Origin of the sequence: Rhodobacter lacus, from assembly GCF_042683065.1 — a bacterium.
In the GTDB taxonomy this organism is placed as follows: domain Bacteria; phylum Pseudomonadota; class Alphaproteobacteria; order Rhodobacterales; family Rhodobacteraceae; genus Rhodobacter; species Rhodobacter lacus.
The window spans coordinates 80,018-95,088 of sequence record NZ_JBHUIX010000014.1 but is presented as its reverse complement, the minus strand read 5'-3'; the positions used below and the strand labels follow the sequence as shown (position 1 = coordinate 95,088).

The following is a 15,071-nucleotide window of genomic DNA, read 5'->3' as shown; positions in this document are numbered from 1 at the left end:
CGGCACACGGTCGTGTCGAGCGCGGCACGAACGGAAAATCTTTGCGGCATAACGCGACGATCCGCTTGAATTTTAAACTTTATGTTACAGATTTAGCTTAAGCGTTCTGGGGAGAGGGCGCGTGACTTGGGGGCCCGATTGGGAGGGTGCGATGGAGTTCTTGCCGAACGACATTCTGGATGGTCTGCAACAGGCGCGTCGCCGGGAGACGAAGCGCCCCTTGCGTTTGAGCGTGCATGCGGCGGGGAAGGTCTGGCCGGTGCTGCGGCGCTGGGTGGGCGGCTTCTCGCTGGATGCTGAAGGTGTCAGCAAACTGCGTGGCCACGTTGATCTTTATGAGGGGCCGCGCCATGTCTCGACGGCGCTGATCATGGCCTCGGAGGTCGAGGGCAGCGAGCTTCTGTGCACCACCAAGCGCGAAACCCCGGTGCGTCAGGGACCGGCGCTTGATTTTGTGCGCGATGAGAATGCGCCCGCGGGCTATCTGCCCTCCGCCTGATCCCCGAATCAGTCGAGCCGGTCGGGGAGCGTCAGCCCCTTGAGCACCTCGCCCGCCGGCATCGGTTTCTTGCCCTCGCGCTGGGCTTCCAGCACGCGCAGCGCCCCCGTGGCACAGGCAATATCGAAGCCCTCGAGCACCTGACCGGGCGCGCCCGCGCCCTCTGCAATGGTCGCGCGCAAGAGCTTCACCCGTTCCCCCCCCACAAGGCACCAGGCCCCCGGGAAGGGCGAGAGCCCGTTGATATGGCGCACGACCTCCGCCGCCGGGCGGGCCCACTCTACCCGCGCCTCGGCCTTGTCGATCTTTTTTGCATAGGTGACACCCAGCTCGGGTTGCACCTCCGGGGTCAGCTCACCGAGCAGATCGAGCGCTTCAAGGATCAGCTTTGCGCCCAGCGCACTCAGCCGGTCATGCAACGCGCCGGTGGTCTCGGTTGCGCCAATCGCAAGCGACTCACGCAACAGCACCGGCCCGGTATCGAGCCCCGCTTCCATCTGCATGATGCACACGCCCGTCTCGGCATCGCCCGCCATCACCGCACGGTGGATCGGCGCCGCGCCGCGCCAGCGCGGCAAAAGCGAGGCATGAATATTGAGACAGCCAAGCCGCGGCGCATCGAGCACAGCTTGGGGCAACAGCAGCCCGTAAGCGACGACCACGGCAATATCGGCATCAAGCGCGGCCAGCGCCTCGCGGTCTTCGGCGGCCTTGAAATTCAGCGGATGGCGCACCGCAAGCCCCAGAGCCTCGGCCCGTGCCTGCACCGGCGCGGGACGAAGCGCCTTGCCGCGCCCGGCGGGCCGCGGCGGCTGGGTATAAACGGCGCAGATCTCGTGGCGCGCCGCCAGCGCGTCGAGCACCGGCACAGAAAAATCGGGGGTGCCCATGAAGAGGATGCGCATCAGGCTCTCTTTGCGAATTTGGCCGATTTCGCCACCAGCATCTTGCGCCGCAGCGCGCTGAGGTGGTCCACGTAAGTCTTGCCGTTCAGATGGTCGATCTGGTGCTGCACCGAAGTGGCCCAGAGCCCGACAAAATCGCGCTCTTCCACCGCGCCCTGATCGTTGAGAAACCGCACCGTCACCGCGCGGGGGCGCTCGACCGCGGCCCAGACGCCGGGCAGATTCGGGCTGCCCTCTTCGTGCTTGCGGAACTGCACCGAGGCATGAAGCACCTCGGGGTTCGCCATCCGCACCACCTGCCCCCGCGCCTCGGAGGCATCGACCACGGCGAGCCGCATCAGAATGCCGATTTGCGGCGCGGCCAAGCCAACGCCCTGCCCCGGCATCGCCTCCATCGTGTCGATCATGTCATCCCAGATCATCCGCACCGTCTCGGTGATCGCGGCAACCGGGTCGGCAGGCGTATGCAGGCGCTTGTCGTCGTAAGCAATGAACGGGCGGACAGCCATCTCAGACCCAGCTGCTGCTCTTGGCTTCCCGCGCTTTCTCGCGCTTCCACTTTTCGAGCTTGCGGGTGATCATCTGCCGCTTGAGCGGCCCCAGATGGTCGATGAAAAGCGTGCCGTTGAGGTGATCAAGCTCATGCTGTGCACAGGTCGCCCAGAGGCTGTCGAACTGTTCCTCATGCATCTGCCCGTCAAGACCAAGCCAGCGCATCCGCACCTCTTTCGGGCGGGTGACATCGGCATATTGTTCGGGCAGCGACAGGCAGCCCTCTTCATGCACGTTCTTTTCCTCGGAGACCCAGCTGATCTCCGGGTTCACCATCACCATCGGCTCGGGAATGCCGAGCTTGTCCTTGGCGCAATCCATCACGAAGATGCGCTTGAGCACGCCCACCTGCGGCCCCGCAAGGCCAACGCCGGGGGCGTCATACATCGTCTCGAGCATGTCATCGGCCAATTGCCGGATCTCGTCGTCAATCGTGGCGACGGGGTCGCAGGTCTTCTTGAGCCGCGGATCGGGATGGAGCAGGATGGTTTTCAACGTCATGAAACTGATCTAAGCCATGGCTCGCGCGCGTGCAATATCTGCGCCGATAACGACACGGCGACCTTTGCGCGCAGGTCTGTTCCTGAAATTGGCAAAATTTCAGGAATTTGTTCTATGTTTTTTATCTTCACTGGAACAATGGACCGGAATATCACTCACCACAAGAACATCGCCCCAAGGAGCCCGGCATGACCACCCTTCCCGACTTCGATGAAGTCATCGACCGTATCGGCACCCATTCGGTGAAATGGGACTGCATGGAAGAAATTTACGGCGTGCCGCCGGGCGAGGGCATCGCGATGTGGGTGGCGGACATGGATTTCCGCCCGCCGCAAGCGGTGACCGAGGCGGTCGAAAAGCTCATCCATCAGGGCGTTTTCGGCTACTGGGGCGACGACCGCCCCTATCACGCCGCGATCCAGTGGTGGATGGCGCACCGGCATGGCTGGCAGGTGGCGCCCGAGTGGATCTTCACCACCCATGGGTTGGTGAACGGAACCGCGCTCTGCCTTGATGCCTTCACCCAGCCGGGCGACGGCGTGGTGCTGATGACGCCGGTCTACCATTCCTTCGCGCGGGTGATCCGGGCCGCGGGCCGCAAGGTCGTCGATTGCCAGCTCAAACTTGAGAACGGCCGCTATGAGATGGATTTCGACGCCTGGGACGCGCAGATGGACGGCACCGCGAAAATGCTGATCCTGTGCTCGCCGCACAATCCGGGCGGGCGGGTCTGGAGCCGCGCAGATATCGAGGCGACGGCCGCCTTTGCGAAGCGGCACGGGCTGGTGCTGGTGTCGGACGAGATCCACCATGACCTCGTGATGCCCGGCCACACGCATATTCCCGCAGCGGTCGCCCTGCCCGATCAGCCGCTGGTGATGATGTCGGCCACAACGAAAACCTTCAACATCGCCGGCGCGCATTCGGGCAATGTGATCATTGCCGACCCGGAGCTGCGCAAACGCTTTGCGGGCGCGATGGCGGCGCAGGCGATCTCGCCCAACAGCTTCGGCCTTGCCATGGCAACCGCCGCCTATTCGCCCGAAGGCGCCGCCTGGGTCGATGCGCTCAACCACTATCTCGACGGCAACCGCCGCCTGTTCGATGACAAGGTGAACGCGATTCCGGGGCTCAAATCCATGCCGCTCGAAGCGACCTATCTGGCCTGGGTCGATTTTGCCGGCACCGGCATGGCGGCAGAAGAGTTCATCGCCCGCGTCGAGAAGGGCGCGAAAATCGCGGCCAACCACGGCGCCACTTTCGGGCCCGGCGGCGAGAGCTTCCTGCGCTTCAACCTCGCCACCCCGCGCGCGCGGGTGATCGAGGCCGCCGAGCGCCTCGCCAGCGCCTTCGCCGATCTGCAATAGTCCGCCACCAGAAGCGGCCCCTCGCCCCGGCCTCTGCGCCGGGGCTTTTCTTTGCGCCCCGCCCCGCCCATATTGGACCGGCATTCGGGATGGACCGGAGGAGTGCCCTTGCCCGTGATCACCTTCATCTTGATCGGCATCGCCGCCGGATTTCTGGCCACACGGCTGATGAAGATCGACACAGATATTCCCACCACCATCGCCATCGGCGTCTTTGGCGCGCTGGTGGGGGGCCTTGTGCTGCGCTTCCTGATCGCGATCATGGGGCTGATGGCGGGGCTCGTGGGCGCCGTGCTCGGCGCCATGGCGCTCATTTGGGCATGGCAGGCCTATGGAGGAAAACGCTGATGTGGGGACCGCTTCTGAGCTTTGCCGGCATGGCCTCGATGCGCACCGCGCTCGGGCTCTTTGGCATCGGGCTGTGGCTGATGTCGCGCCCGGGCGGCTGGGCCGTGGTTGTCGCGGCGATTCTCGTTGGCGTCAAACTCTTGCCTCAGCCGGTGGATAAGGCGCCCGAGATCCTCGCCGCCCCCGCGGCCGTGGTGAGCCCCGCACCGGAACAAGCCCTGCCCGAGGAACGGGCGCCGAACCTGCCCTCGGATATTGCCAAGCCCTGAGCGGGCGCGCCTTGCGCATTTTTCAAAGGAGATTGATCCGTGACCCCTGAAGACCTGATCGGCGGCAATGCCGTGATGCTGGCGCTGGCCGCGTTCCTCATTCTCGCTGTGTTCCTCGGCGTGCGGATCGTGCCGCAATCGGAAAAACATGTGGTCGAGCGATTCGGGCGGCTGCGCGCCGTGCTCGGGCCGGGGATCAACTTCATCGTCCCCTTCCTCGACCGGGTGGCGCACAAGGTCTCGGTGCTCGAACGCCAGCTTCCCACCACGCGGCAGGATGCGATCACCGCCGACAACGTGCTGGTGCAGGTGGATACCTCGGTCTTTTACCGCGTCACCGAACCGGAAAAGACCGTCTACCGGATCCGCGACATCGACGCCGCCATCGCCACCACCGTGGCCGGGATCGTGCGCTCCCAGATCGGGCAGATGGAGCTGGATACGGTGCAGTCCAACCGCTCCGGCCTCATTTCGCATATCCGCGACAATGTGGCGAATGTGGTTGATGACTGGGGGATCGAGGTCACCCGCGCCGAGATCCTTGATGTGAATCTCGACGAGGCGACGCGCGCGGCGATGTTGCAGCAACTCAATGCCGAGCGGGCGCGGCGTGCGCAGGTGACCGAGGCCGAGGGGCGCAAACGCGCGGTCGAACTTGCCGCCGATGCCGATCTCTATGCCGCCGAGCAACAAGCCAAAGCAAAGCGCATCACCGCCGAGGCGGAGGCCTTTGCCACGGCGGTGATCGCTGCGGCGATTGCCGAAAACGGGCTTGAGGCGGCGCAGTATCAGGTCGCGCTCAAACAGGTCGACGCAATTTCCAAGGTTGCCGCCGGTCAGGGCAAGCAAACGGTGATTCTGCCCACCTCCGCGGTGGAAGCCTTTGGCGAGGCGTTCAAGCTCCTGAAAGGAAAAGGCTGATGTCCTGGCAAGACCCCTGGATCTGGATTGTGGCGGGCGTTGTGCTGGGCGGGCTCGAGATGGTGCTGCCCGGCTTCATCCTCCTGGGCTTCGCGGCAGGCTCGGTGCTTGTGGGCGTTTTGCTCTGGCTTGGCCTGCTTGCAAACTCGCTGCCGCTGACGGTGCTTGTGCTTGCCATTGCCGCTGTGCTCGTGTGGTATGCATTGCGGCGCATTCTTGGCGTGCGCGCCGGCCAGACGCGGATCTGGGACCGCGATATCAACGAAAACTGAGCGGAACCTGCGCATTCCTGCATGTGAGACTGGACGGATCGACGCATGCGGCGTAAGGACGCGGAAGGAGCACAGGAGCGCGACCATGACCAATGACTTTCCCCAAGAAACCAAGGGCCTCAAGTTTTTTCTGACGGCTGTGATTGTCTGTTTTGTCGGCCTGGTGCTCTGGCTGACTTTTGCGCAACCGATGAGCCTGTCGCACCACGCGCCGGTGGCCGAAGGCGCGGCGCACTGACGCCAGACACCCGCATTCAGACCCAAGAACCGGCGGCCATTGGCCGCCGCTTGTATGTGTGCCGCCCCGCTCAGATCGCCGCGATCTCGCGCAAGATCGCCTGCGCCGCGGCGCGCGGATCTTCCGCCCTCCAGACCGGGCGCCCGACGACGATATGATCGGCCCCGGCCGTGAGCGCGGCGGCAGGCGTTTCCACCCGCTTTTGATCGCCAAGCGCCGCCCCGGCAGGCCGCACGCCCGGCGTGACGATGAGCTTGCCCGCCGCCTCGGGAAGGGCGCGAATCAGCGCCGCCTCACGCGGGGAGGCAATCACCCCGTCCGCTCCGGCGGCAAAGGCCTTGCCCGCCCGCTCCACCACGAGATCGGCAATCTCCCCCGCCCGGATCATCGCGCCGTCGAGATCGGCGCGGTCGAGCGAGGTCAGGATCGTTACCGCGAGGATCTTCAGATCCTTGCCCGCCGCCCCCTCTTTCGCCGCTTTCACCACATAGGGGTCGCCATGCACGGTGAGAAAGTCGAGGTCATACCGCGCAATGCCGCGCACCGCCGCCTCGACCGTGGCGCCGATGTCGAAGAATTTCATGTCGAGAAAGATCTTCTTGCCCTGCTCGGCCTTGAGCTCGTTGGCCAGCGCCAGCCCGCCGCCCGTCAGCATCCCGAGCCCGATCTTGTAAAAGCTCACCGCATCGCCAAGCTGCGCCGCAAGCTCCAGCCCCGCCACAGCATTTGGCACATCCATCGCAACGATCAGTCGGTCATCGGCAGGCAAGCTCATGGCACTCTCCGGGCAAAAGGGCAAACGGCCGCGTTCTGCCCCCGATCCCGGACCCGGTCAAGGCATTTAGAGCCTGCCAATGCCGCGGCGCTGCGCCTCGCGGGTGAGCACATCAACAAGGCGGCGATGCGAGATGTCGGGCGCGGCGGAAACACGCACAGGCACCCGCAGCGGCACCGGCATGCCGGGCGCAAAAAACTCAACCACGGCCTCAAACTGGCGGCGTGCGGCATCGTAAAGCAGATGCGCAATGCGGATGGCGGTGCTCTGACGCATGGGCGGACCTCGCGAAGGGAAGCTCAAGCTTCAACGCTTGAGGTTACCAAAAAGTTTCCAGCGCCCCGCCACGCGGAAATTTTGCCGCCTCGACGCCCGCCCTCTTGAACCCTGACGGCACAAAAACCACCTCTCTCTCAAGACCCGCAGACGGGGCGTGCCATGATGGGCGCCTCTGGGCCGGGGGCTTGATAGAGGAGAGAACCGATGAACATGGAGAAGTTCACGGAACGGTCGCGCAGCTTTTTGCAAGCCGCCCAGACGATCGCGATGCGCGAGGGGCATCAACGCGTGGTGCCCGAACACCTTCTGAAAGCGCTGATGGATGACGATCAGGGGCTCTCGGCCAATCTGATCAGCCGCGCTGGCGGCGAGCCCAAACGCGTGCAGGAAACGGTTGATCTTTACGTCTCGAAACTGCCGAAGGTCTCGGGCGGCGACGGGCAGGTTTACGTGGAGCAAAGCCTTGTGCGGGTGCTCGACGAGGCCGAGAAACTGGCGAAAAAGGCGGGCGACAGCTTCGTTCCGGTGGAGCGGATGCTGATGGCGCTCGCCATGGTCAATACAAAGGCGAAAGACGCGCTCGATGCGGGCGCGGTGACGGCGCAAAAGCTCAACACCGCGATCAATGACATCCGCAAGGGCCGCACCGCCGACACTGCCTCCGCCGAAGAGGGCTATGACGCGCTGAAGAAATATGCCCGCGACCTGACGGCCGCCGCGGAGGACGGCAAGATCGACCCGATCATCGGTCGTGATGACGAGATCCGCCGCACCATGCAGGTGCTTTCGCGCCGCACCAAGAACAACCCGGTGCTGATCGGGGAGCCCGGCGTGGGCAAAACCGCCATCGCCGAGGGGCTGGCGCTGCGCATCATCGACGGCGACGTGCCCGAGAGCCTGAAGAACAAGAAACTTCTGGCGCTCGACATGGGCGCGCTGATTGCAGGCGCCAAATACCGCGGCGAGTTCGAAGAACGGCTGAAAGCGATCCTGAAAGAGATCGAGGCGGCCGCGGGCGAGATCATCCTTTTCATCGACGAGATGCACACGCTTGTGGGCGCGGGCAAATCCGATGGCGCGATGGATGCGGCCAACCTGATCAAGCCCGCGCTGGCGCGGGGCGAGCTGCATTGCGTCGGCGCCACCACGCTCGATGAATACCGCAAATATGTCGAGAAAGACGCGGCCCTTGCGCGGCGCTTCCAGCCGGTGATGGTGAGCGAGCCCACGGTCGAGGACACGATCTCGATCCTGCGCGGCATCAAGGAAAAATACGAGCTGCACCACGGCGTGCGGATCTCCGACTCGGCTCTGGTGGCCGCGGCGCAGCTCTCGCACCGCTACATCACCGACCGGTTTCTCCCCGACAAGGCGATCGACCTTGTCGACGAGGCCGCGAGCCGGCTGCGGATGGAAGTGGACAGCAAGCCCGAAGAGCTTGACGCGCTCGACCGGCAGATCCTGCAGATGCAGATCGAGGCCGAGGCGCTCAAGCGCGAGGATGATGCCGCCTCCAAGGACCGGCTCGAAAAGCTCGAAAAAGATCTGGCCGAGGTGCAGGACCGCTCTGCGGCAATGACCGCGAAATGGCAGGCCGAACGCGACATGCTAGAAGCTTCCCGCTCGGTCAAGGAGCAGCTTGAGCAGGCGCGCGCGCAACTGGAGCAGGCCAAACGCGAGGGCAACTTCGCCAAGGCGGGCGAGTTGCAATATGGGCGCATTCCCGAGCTTGAGCGGGTGCTGGCCGAGGCCGAAGAGGCGAGCGAGGCGAAGATGGTCGAAGAGGCCGTCCGCCCCGAGCAGATCGCCGAAGTGGTCGAACGCTGGACCGGCATCCCGACCTCGAAAATGCTCGAGGGCGAGCGCGAGAAACTGCTGAAGATGGAGGAAGAACTCCATCGCCGGGTGATCGGGCAGGATGCGGCGATCACCGCCGTCTCGAATGCCGTGCGCCGTGCCCGTGCGGGGCTGAACGATGAAAACCGCCCGCTCGGCTCCTTCCTGTTCCTCGGCCCGACCGGGGTCGGCAAGACCGAGCTCACCAAAGCCGTCGCCAACTACCTCTTTGACGACGACGCGGCGATGGTGCGGATCGACATGTCGGAATTCATGGAGAAACATTCCGTGGCCCGGCTGATCGGCGCCCCGCCCGGCTATGTCGGCTATGACGAGGGCGGCGTGCTCACCGAGGCGGTGCGGCGGCGCCCCTATCAGGTCGTGCTCTTTGACGAGGTGGAGAAGGCACACCCCGATGTGTTCAACGTGCTCTTGCAGGTGCTCGATGATGGCGTGCTCACCGATGGCCAGGGCCGCACGGTCGATTTCAAGCAGACGCTGATCGTGCTGACCTCGAACCTCGGCTCCCAGGCCTTGAGCCGCCTGCCCGAGGGCTCGGATGCTTCGGAGGCGAAAGCGGAGGTGATGGAAGCGGTGCGGATGCATTTCCGCCCCGAATTCCTGAACCGCCTGGACGAGATGGTGATCTTCGACCGGCTCAACCGCGCCAATATGGACGGCATCGTCACGATCCAGCTCGCCCGGCTCGAAAAACGGCTCGCCGCGCGCAAGATCACGCTCGCGCTCGATGAGGCCGCGCGGCAATGGCTCGCCGACGAGGGCTATGACCCGGTGTTCGGCGCGCGCCCGCTCAAACGGGTGATCCAGCGCGCGCTGCAAGATCCGCTGGCCGAGCTGATCCTTGCGGGCGAAGTGCTGGACGGCGCCGAGGTCAAGGTCACCGCCGGCCCCGACGGGCTTGTGGTGGGCGGCCGCCTCTCCGCCTCGCAGCGCATCCAGCCCGAGGACCGCGTCCTGAACTGACCCGGGGAGAGGGGGGCCGTCTGCCCCCCTCTTCGGCTTTGCCGAATTCACCCCCCGAGGATATTTGCGCAAAGTCGAAGCAGGCCCGGTTCTTCCCTTCGACTTTGTGCAAATATCCCGGGGGTGAGGCGCGGCACGCGCCGAGGGGGCAGCGCCCCCTCCCGCCCGGCGCGGCCTTGCGTTAGATTGGGCGTCATGCCCGCCCTGTGCCGCGATTGCCTTGCCACCTTCGATACCGCCCCCGCGCGCTGCCCGCGCTGCGGGCGCCCACGCATGCTCTCGCATCCTGAGCTTTTCCGCCTCTCGATCGCCCATGTCGATTGCGACAGCTTCTTTGCCTCGGTCGAGAAGCGCGATGATCCCGCGCTTTCGGGCACGCCGATCATTGTTGGCGGGGGCACCCGCGGCGTTGTCACCACCTGCTGCTATATTGCGCGCATCGCCGGGGTGCGCTCGGCCATGCCGATGTTCGAGGCGCGCAGGCTCTGCCCCGAGGCCACCGTGATTGCGCCGCGCCGCGCGCGCTATGCCGAGGTCTCGGCGCAGATCCGCGCCAAATTCACCGCGCTCACCCCGCTGGTCGAACCGCTCTCGCTTGATGAGGCTTTTCTGGACCTGACCGGCACCGAGAGGCTCCATCACGCGCCGCCCGCCCTGGTGCTGGCCCGGCTGATCCGCGAGATCGAAGCCGAGATCGGCGTCACCGCCTCGATCGGGCTGTCGCACAACAAGTTCCTCGCCAAGATCGCCTCCGATCTCGACAAGCCGCGCGGCTTCTCGGTGCTCGGGCGCGCCGATACCGAGGCTTTCTTGCGCGACAAGCCGGTGTCGATCCTTTGGGGGGTGGGGGAGGCGACGCGCGCCGCGCTCGCCCGCGCCGGGCTGCGCACGCTTGCAGATGTGCGCCGCGCCGGGAAGCCCGCGCTCGAGGCGCGCTTTGGCGCCACGGGCGCGCGCATCGCCGATCTGGCGCAGGGCATTGACCGGCGCTCCATCACCGCCGATGCGCCGCTCAAATCCGTCTCGCATGAGACCACGTTCGAGACGGATATCAAGGACCGCGAGACGCTTGAGAATCATCTCTGGAGCATGTGCGAGAAAGCCGCCGACCGGATGAAGGCCAAGGGGCTCGCGGGACGCACGGCGGTGTTGAAGCTGCGTCGCGCCGATTTCAGTGCGATCAGCCGCCAGACCCGGCTGGATGAGCCCGCGCAACTGGCGGACACGCTGTTTCGCGCCAGCCGGGCGCTTTTGCGGGCGCTGCCCGAGCCTGGGCCGTTTCGCCTGATCGGCGCGGGCTATACCGACCTTGTGCCCGCCACCGGCGCGGACCCGACGGGTGATCTGTTTGACCCGCAAGCCAAAGCCCGCGCCGGGGCGGAGCGGGCCGCCGATGCGATTCGGGCAAAATTTGGCGACGCGGCGATTCGGCTCGGGCGCGGCTGGGAGCGCTCCTGAGCCTATTCGGCGGCGAGCGGTTCGGCCCCGGCGCGCACCAGATCGGCGAGTTCGGCCGTGACCGCGCCAATCAGATGCGCAAACAGCTCGAAATGCGGCAACGGCTCGACCCGCTCCTCATCCATGTAAAGCGCGCGCGAGATCTCGATCTGCACCACTTCAAGCCCGGCGGTCGGGCGACCGTAGCGGCTGACGATATACGCGCCGGCAAAGGGCGTGTTGCGTGCCACGCTGAAGCCCGCAGAGCGAAACGCCGCTTCGACCTGCGCCATGGTTTCGGCCCGGGCCGAAGTGCCAAACCGATCCCCCAGCACGATCTCGCTCACGCGGCTGCGCGGGGTGGTGGCCTCGCTCGGCATCGAATGCACATCAAACAGGACGGCCCGGCCAAACTGTGCCCGGCGTGCCTGCATCAAGGCCTGAAGTTGCGCGTGGTAGGGGCGCCAAACGCCGTTCAACCGCGCCTCGGCAGAGGCGCGCGGAATCCGGCCGCGAAAGATCTCGCGCCCGCCCGCCACAACGCGGGGAATCACGCCCAGCCCCATCGCCGCGCGCGAGCCGCCCGAGCCACGGGCCACCCCCTCGATCAGGGCCGGATCAAGCTCGTCCTCGCCCCGGTTGAGATCGACATAGGCGCGCGGATAAAGCGCCTCGATCAGGGTTGCGCCATGATCGGGCACGGCCCCGAGCAACTGATCAACGAATGCATCTTCGGAGGACCGCAGCCGGAGCAGGTCAAGCTGTGATGCATCGATGAAATCGGGCGGATAAAACCGCCCCGAATGCGGGGATGCAAAGACGGCGCCCGAGCTGAGAGGCTCGGGAAGATGCAACCGGAACGCTGGCGATGATAGCTCTGCCTGGGGCATGGACTCTCCTTGCGCTAGGGAGCTTACACCAATTTCTTTTCCTGCCAAAAGGGCCTTGAAAGCCGCCGCGACTCCTTCTATAGACCGCCAGACCGACGCGGTTTGGCCCGCGTCCTTTCTTTTCGGAGAGGATGGCGGCGGGCTGTGTAAGGTTTTCGGGCGGTTAGCTCAGCGGTAGAGCACTACGTTGACATCGTAGGGGTCACTGGTTCGATCCCAGTACCGCCCACCATTCACCGCCCCTTCTGGGGCATTTGCTTTCAAGGCGCACGTCGCCGCGAACAGGAGAAGGCCGATGAAGGTCCGCAACTCGCTCCGCTCGCTCAAGCAGCGTCATCGCGATTGCCAGATCGTGCGCCGCAAAGGCCGCGTCTACGTGATCAACAAGACGCAGAAGCGCTTCAAAGCCCGTCAGGGCTGAGGCTTGCTTCGAGCAGGTTAGAATGGCCGCAGGGGCAACCCGGCGGCCTTTTTCTTTTGGCTATGCGCAAATTACTTGCCCAATCGTCGCCGGCGCAGATCAGGCCAGCCCGATTCGCGCCGGGATCTCGCCCAGATCGGCAATCAACTCCGCCCCCACTTCCGTGAGCGTTTCGCGCGCATGGGCCGAGGCCCCGGGCGGCACGAGGCCAAAACAGCGCATGCCCGCCGCCAGCGCCGAGCGCGCGCCGGTGGCGCTGTCTTCCACCACCACGCAGGCCTCGGGCGGCTGGCCCAGAAAGGCCGCGGCATGCAGGTAAAGCCCCGGATCGGGCTTGGGGCATCCGAGTTCCTGACCGGAAAAGAGCCGGTCCTTGAGCCGCGCCCAAAGGGCGGGGTGCTGGCCGAGCGTGGCCTCCATCTTGCGGCGGTGCCCGTTCGAACCCACGGCATAAACGACCCCCGCCGCATCGAGCCGGTCCAGCAGCGCCGCGATCCCCGGCATCGTGGGCGTGCCCTGCCGCAGATGCGCATAGAGTTTCTCGTAGAACGCCCCCACCCATTCGGGCGGCAGCCCGGCGCCAAGCGTATTCGCGGTCTGGCGCAGCTTCTCCATCGTGCCGCCGATAAAAAGCCGCTCCATCTCATCCATGCCGAGGTGCAGCCCATGGGCGGCCAGCTCGATCTGAAGCGCGGCAAAAGTGGCGGGTTCACTGTCGACGAGCACCCCGTCGCAGTCAAAGAGAACGGCTTTGATGGTCATGAAGGCATCCGGGCAAGGGTCACGAGCGTGTCGCCATAGCGGCGCTGGTCGATTTCTTCGAGGGGCGCGGGCACGAGGGGGGCGGTGTTTTCCTCCCAGACCACCATCGCGCCGGGCGCGATCCAGCCATTGGCGAGGCAGGAGGCAAGCGCCTTCTCGCCCAGCCCCATGCCATAGGGCGGATCAAGAAACACGAGCCCATAGCCCGCGCCGCGGCAGGGACCCATATTGGTGGCATCGCGCCGCCAGATGTCGGTCACGCCCATGGCGCGCATCAGCTCCACATTCTTGCGCAACAGCACCCGCGCCGCGGTGCCGTCATCGACAAAGGCCACCCGCGCCGCGCCACGGCTCAGCGCCTCAAGGCCGAGCGCCCCGGTGCCGGCAAAGAGGTCAAGCACACGCGCGCCCGGAATCGGGTTGCCATGGGTGCCATTGATCAGCAGGTTGAAGATGCTTTCGCGCACCCGGTCGGTGGTGGGGCGCAAATGCGCCTCCGCATCGCCCGCGCCCACATCGGTGAGCTTCAGCCCCCGCCGCTCGCCGCCAATGATCCTCATGCCATCAGCGCCTTCAGATCCGTGGCGGCTTCGACGGCCTCGGGGCGCACAACCTTGCCCCCCTCAATCAGCCGTTTGCCGATCATGTAGGCGCGCGGCGCATTGAGCGCATCGACCGCGATCAGTTGGCCGTTGCGGAAATACCAGAAGGATTTCCCGTCGATTTCCTTGGTCACCACCTGGTCGTAGCCGGTGCAGAGGCCCGCGATCTGCAGCTTGGCATCGAACTGATCCGACCAGAACCAGGGTTTGGGCACATAGGTCTTTGCGGCGCCCAGCATGTTCTCCGCCACGATCTCGCCCATGTCGATGGCGTTGCCAACCGATTCAAGCCGCATCCGCCCCTCCGGCCCCGGGAAGGACGCGCAATCCCCCGCAGACCAGATCAATGGGTCGGAGGTCCGCCCCTCCGCATCGACCGCAATGCCATTCTCGATCATGAGCCCCGCGGCTTCGGCCAGCTCCGTTTCCGGCGCCACACCGATCCCGACAATCACGAAATCGGCCGCAATCACGCGCCCGTCGGCAAGCGCGACCGCGCTCACGCGGCCCTCGCCGGTCAGCCGGGCAAGGCCCACGCCTTCGATGATCTCGACCCCATGCGCGTGATGCAGGGCGCGGATCGCTGCCGCCGTCTCGGCGCTTGCCACCCGGCCAAGGATCCGCGGCGCCGCCTCGACCAGCGTCACCGTCAGGCCAAGCTTCGCCGCCACCGCAGCCGCCTCCAGCCCGATATAGCCGCCACCAACAACCACGAGCCGTCGCCCGGCGACAAAGTCGCCTGCCATGGCATCGACATCGGCGAGCGTCCGCACCGTGTGAACGCCCGCCAGATCGCCGCCGATGGCCGCGGGCAGGGTCCGCGGCATGGCCCCGGTGCACAGCGCAAGCTGGTCATAAGAGAGGCGCTCTTCGCCCAGCACGACCTCTTTGGCCGCGCGGTCAATCGCCGTCACCCCGGCGCCGGTGCGCAGGGTGATCCCGTTCGCCGCGTACCAGTCGTCGCCGCGCAGCGTCAGCCGCTCCAGCGGCATGGTGCCAAGCAGATAGCCTTTCGAGAGCGGCGGGCGTTGATAGGGCGGCACCGGCTCGGCGCCAAGAAGGGTCACCGGCCCCGGATACCCGAGCCCGCGCAGTTTCGCCGCAAGCGCCGCCGCCGCCTGCCCGCCGCCGATGATCACGATCCCGCTCATGTCTTCCTCTGGTCAGTCGTTGTGTCCCTCCTATATCCTTCCCGCAAGTCATAGCAATGCGA

19 protein-coding genes and 1 tRNA gene are annotated in these 15,071 nt (G+C 65.6%); 11 read left to right on the top strand and 9 right to left on the bottom strand.

Annotation, left to right across the window (positions count from 1 at the left end; genetic code table 11):
- Positions 1 to 151 precede the first annotated feature (151 nt).
- Positions 152 to 499 carry a hypothetical protein gene (locus ACFSM0_RS16120; protein ID WP_377392783.1) on the top strand — a complete coding sequence of 116 codons (348 nt, stop codon included), beginning with the start codon at positions 152 to 154 and terminating at the stop codon, positions 497 to 499.
- A gap of 8 nt (positions 500 to 507) precedes the next feature.
- On the opposite strand, the gene fmt is transcribed toward ACFSM0_RS16120, so the two are convergent.
- Genes fmt through def (ACFSM0_RS16105) form a run of 3 tightly spaced genes read right to left on the bottom strand, consistent with a single transcriptional unit; the run spans position 508 to position 2,457 of the window.
- On the bottom strand, positions 508 to 1,404 hold the full coding sequence (gene fmt, locus ACFSM0_RS16115; protein ID WP_377392780.1) for a methionyl-tRNA formyltransferase: 897 nt from the start codon (positions 1,402 to 1,404) through the stop codon (positions 508 to 510).
- Positions 1,404 to 1,913: a peptide deformylase gene (gene def, locus ACFSM0_RS16110; RefSeq protein WP_377392777.1), complete on the bottom strand. Its 510-nt coding sequence runs from the start codon at positions 1,911 to 1,913 to the stop codon at positions 1,404 to 1,406. The genes fmt and def (ACFSM0_RS16110) overlap by 1 nt, the downstream gene beginning before the upstream one ends.
- A gap of 1 nt (position 1,914) precedes the next feature.
- The gene (gene def, locus ACFSM0_RS16105; protein ID WP_377392774.1) at positions 1,915 to 2,457 is read right to left on the bottom strand and encodes a peptide deformylase; all 543 of its coding nucleotides are present in this window, start codon (positions 2,455 to 2,457) and stop codon (positions 1,915 to 1,917) included.
- A 188-nt stretch (positions 2,458 to 2,645) separates the two neighbouring features.
- Here def (ACFSM0_RS16105) and ACFSM0_RS16100 point away from each other — a divergent pair, with 188 nt between their 5' ends.
- From ACFSM0_RS16100 to ACFSM0_RS16075, 6 genes are all read left to right on the top strand, one after another.
- Positions 2,646 to 3,824: a MalY/PatB family protein gene (locus tag ACFSM0_RS16100; RefSeq protein WP_377392771.1), complete on the top strand. Its 1,179-nt coding sequence runs from the start codon at positions 2,646 to 2,648 to the stop codon at positions 3,822 to 3,824.
- A gap of 108 nt (positions 3,825 to 3,932) precedes the next feature.
- Positions 3,933 to 4,172, top strand: coding sequence for a GlsB/YeaQ/YmgE family stress response membrane protein (locus ACFSM0_RS16095; RefSeq protein ID WP_377392768.1), 240 nt, complete (start codon positions 3,933 to 3,935; stop codon positions 4,170 to 4,172).
- Positions 4,172 to 4,441 carry a hypothetical protein gene (locus ACFSM0_RS16090; RefSeq protein WP_377392765.1) on the top strand — a complete coding sequence of 90 codons (270 nt, stop codon included), beginning with the start codon at positions 4,172 to 4,174 and terminating at the stop codon, positions 4,439 to 4,441. Before ACFSM0_RS16095 ends, ACFSM0_RS16090 begins: the two co-directional genes overlap by 1 nt.
- 39 nt (positions 4,442 to 4,480) lie before the next feature.
- Complete coding sequence (locus ACFSM0_RS16085; protein WP_377392763.1) at positions 4,481 to 5,362, top strand: SPFH domain-containing protein; 882 nt, start codon at positions 4,481 to 4,483, stop codon at positions 5,360 to 5,362.
- Positions 5,362 to 5,634: an NfeD family protein gene (locus ACFSM0_RS16080; protein WP_377392761.1), complete on the top strand. Its 273-nt coding sequence runs from the start codon at positions 5,362 to 5,364 to the stop codon at positions 5,632 to 5,634. Before ACFSM0_RS16085 ends, ACFSM0_RS16080 begins: the two co-directional genes overlap by 1 nt.
- An 85-nt stretch (positions 5,635 to 5,719) precedes the next feature.
- Positions 5,720 to 5,872: a hypothetical protein gene (locus ACFSM0_RS16075; RefSeq protein WP_377392758.1), complete on the top strand. Its 153-nt coding sequence runs from the start codon at positions 5,720 to 5,722 to the stop codon at positions 5,870 to 5,872.
- Between the two features lie 70 nt (positions 5,873 to 5,942).
- On the opposite strand, the gene pyrF is transcribed toward ACFSM0_RS16075, so the two are convergent.
- Positions 5,943 to 6,647 carry an orotidine-5'-phosphate decarboxylase gene (gene pyrF / locus ACFSM0_RS16070; protein WP_377392756.1) on the bottom strand — a complete coding sequence of 235 codons (705 nt, stop codon included), beginning with the start codon at positions 6,645 to 6,647 and terminating at the stop codon, positions 5,943 to 5,945.
- A gap of 66 nt (positions 6,648 to 6,713) precedes the next feature.
- Complete coding sequence (locus ACFSM0_RS16065; protein WP_377392754.1) at positions 6,714 to 6,923, bottom strand: hypothetical protein; 210 nt, start codon at positions 6,921 to 6,923, stop codon at positions 6,714 to 6,716.
- A 207-nt stretch (positions 6,924 to 7,130) separates the two neighbouring features.
- On the opposite strand from ACFSM0_RS16065, the gene clpB reads away from it, so the two are divergent.
- Positions 7,131 to 9,746 carry an ATP-dependent chaperone ClpB gene (gene clpB / locus ACFSM0_RS16060; RefSeq protein WP_377392751.1) on the top strand — a complete coding sequence of 872 codons (2,616 nt, stop codon included), beginning with the start codon at positions 7,131 to 7,133 and terminating at the stop codon, positions 9,744 to 9,746.
- Between the two features lie 195 nt (positions 9,747 to 9,941).
- The gene (locus ACFSM0_RS16055; protein WP_377392748.1) at positions 9,942 to 11,204 is read left to right on the top strand and encodes a DNA polymerase IV; all 1,263 of its coding nucleotides are present in this window, start codon (positions 9,942 to 9,944) and stop codon (positions 11,202 to 11,204) included.
- Positions 11,205 to 11,206: 2 nt separating this feature from the next.
- Here the strand turns inward: ACFSM0_RS16055 and ACFSM0_RS16050 are convergent, their stop codons facing one another.
- Positions 11,207 to 12,073, bottom strand: a complete 867-nt coding sequence (locus tag ACFSM0_RS16050; protein ID WP_377392745.1) for an N-formylglutamate amidohydrolase — start codon at positions 12,071 to 12,073, stop codon at positions 11,207 to 11,209.
- A 157-nt stretch (positions 12,074 to 12,230) separates the two neighbouring features.
- Between ACFSM0_RS16050 and ACFSM0_RS16045 the strand changes: the two genes are divergently transcribed.
- Positions 12,231 to 12,305 (top strand) — tRNA-Val (locus ACFSM0_RS16045).
- Between the two features lie 63 nt (positions 12,306 to 12,368).
- A complete protein-coding gene (gene ykgO / locus ACFSM0_RS16040) occupies positions 12,369 to 12,494 on the top strand; it encodes a type B 50S ribosomal protein L36 (protein ID WP_013069105.1) in 126 nt (41 codons plus the stop codon).
- A 99-nt stretch (positions 12,495 to 12,593) separates the two neighbouring features.
- On the opposite strand, the gene ACFSM0_RS16035 is transcribed toward ykgO, so the two are convergent.
- From ACFSM0_RS16035 to ACFSM0_RS16025, 3 genes are read right to left on the bottom strand one after another with little or no spacing between them, the layout of a single operon-like run.
- On the bottom strand, positions 12,594 to 13,256 hold the full coding sequence (locus tag ACFSM0_RS16035; protein WP_377392740.1) for an HAD family hydrolase: 663 nt from the start codon (positions 13,254 to 13,256) through the stop codon (positions 12,594 to 12,596).
- Positions 13,253 to 13,816, bottom strand: a complete 564-nt coding sequence (gene rsmD / locus ACFSM0_RS16030) for a 16S rRNA (guanine(966)-N(2))-methyltransferase RsmD (RefSeq protein ID WP_377392737.1) — start codon at positions 13,814 to 13,816, stop codon at positions 13,253 to 13,255. Before rsmD ends, ACFSM0_RS16035 begins: the two co-directional genes overlap by 4 nt.
- Positions 13,813 to 15,009 carry an NAD(P)/FAD-dependent oxidoreductase gene (locus tag ACFSM0_RS16025; RefSeq protein ID WP_377392734.1) on the bottom strand — a complete coding sequence of 399 codons (1,197 nt, stop codon included), beginning with the start codon at positions 15,007 to 15,009 and terminating at the stop codon, positions 13,813 to 13,815. The genes rsmD and ACFSM0_RS16025 overlap by 4 nt, the downstream gene beginning before the upstream one ends.
- Between the last annotated feature and the right edge of the window lie 62 nt (positions 15,010 to 15,071).

Bases quoted from the DNA above. Each gene is read 5' to 3' on its own strand.
- ACFSM0_RS16120 (WP_377392783.1), top strand. From the start codon at position 152: ATGGAGTTCTTGCCGAACGACATTCTGGATGGTCTGCAACAGGCGCGT.
- ACFSM0_RS16050 (WP_377392745.1), bottom strand. From the start codon at position 12,073: ATGCCCCAGGCAGAGCTATCATCGCCAGCGTTCCGGTTGCATCTTCCC.
- ACFSM0_RS16075 (WP_377392758.1), top strand. From the start codon at position 5,720: ATGACCAATGACTTTCCCCAAGAAACCAAGGGCCTCAAGTTTTTTCTG.
- ACFSM0_RS16100 (WP_377392771.1), top strand. From the start codon at position 2,646: ATGACCACCCTTCCCGACTTCGATGAAGTCATCGACCGTATCGGCACC.
- ACFSM0_RS16090 (WP_377392765.1), top strand. From the start codon at position 4,172: ATGTGGGGACCGCTTCTGAGCTTTGCCGGCATGGCCTCGATGCGCACC.
- ACFSM0_RS16080 (WP_377392761.1), top strand. From the start codon at position 5,362: ATGTCCTGGCAAGACCCCTGGATCTGGATTGTGGCGGGCGTTGTGCTG.
- ACFSM0_RS16055 (WP_377392748.1), top strand. From the start codon at position 9,942: ATGCCCGCCCTGTGCCGCGATTGCCTTGCCACCTTCGATACCGCCCCC.
- ACFSM0_RS16035 (WP_377392740.1), bottom strand. From the start codon at position 13,256: ATGACCATCAAAGCCGTTCTCTTTGACTGCGACGGGGTGCTCGTCGAC.
- def (WP_377392774.1), bottom strand. From the start codon at position 2,457: ATGACGTTGAAAACCATCCTGCTCCATCCCGATCCGCGGCTCAAGAAG.
- fmt (WP_377392780.1), bottom strand. From the start codon at position 1,404: ATGCGCATCCTCTTCATGGGCACCCCCGATTTTTCTGTGCCGGTGCTC.
- ykgO (WP_013069105.1), top strand. From the start codon at position 12,369: ATGAAGGTCCGCAACTCGCTCCGCTCGCTCAAGCAGCGTCATCGCGAT.
- def (WP_377392777.1), bottom strand. From the start codon at position 1,913: ATGGCTGTCCGCCCGTTCATTGCTTACGACGACAAGCGCCTGCATACG.
- rsmD (WP_377392737.1), bottom strand. From the start codon at position 13,816: ATGAGGATCATTGGCGGCGAGCGGCGGGGGCTGAAGCTCACCGATGTG.
- ACFSM0_RS16025 (WP_377392734.1), bottom strand. From the start codon at position 15,009: ATGAGCGGGATCGTGATCATCGGCGGCGGGCAGGCGGCGGCGGCGCTT.
- clpB (WP_377392751.1), top strand. From the start codon at position 7,131: ATGAACATGGAGAAGTTCACGGAACGGTCGCGCAGCTTTTTGCAAGCC.
- pyrF (WP_377392756.1), bottom strand. From the start codon at position 6,647: ATGAGCTTGCCTGCCGATGACCGACTGATCGTTGCGATGGATGTGCCA.
- ACFSM0_RS16065 (WP_377392754.1), bottom strand. From the start codon at position 6,923: ATGCGTCAGAGCACCGCCATCCGCATTGCGCATCTGCTTTACGATGCC.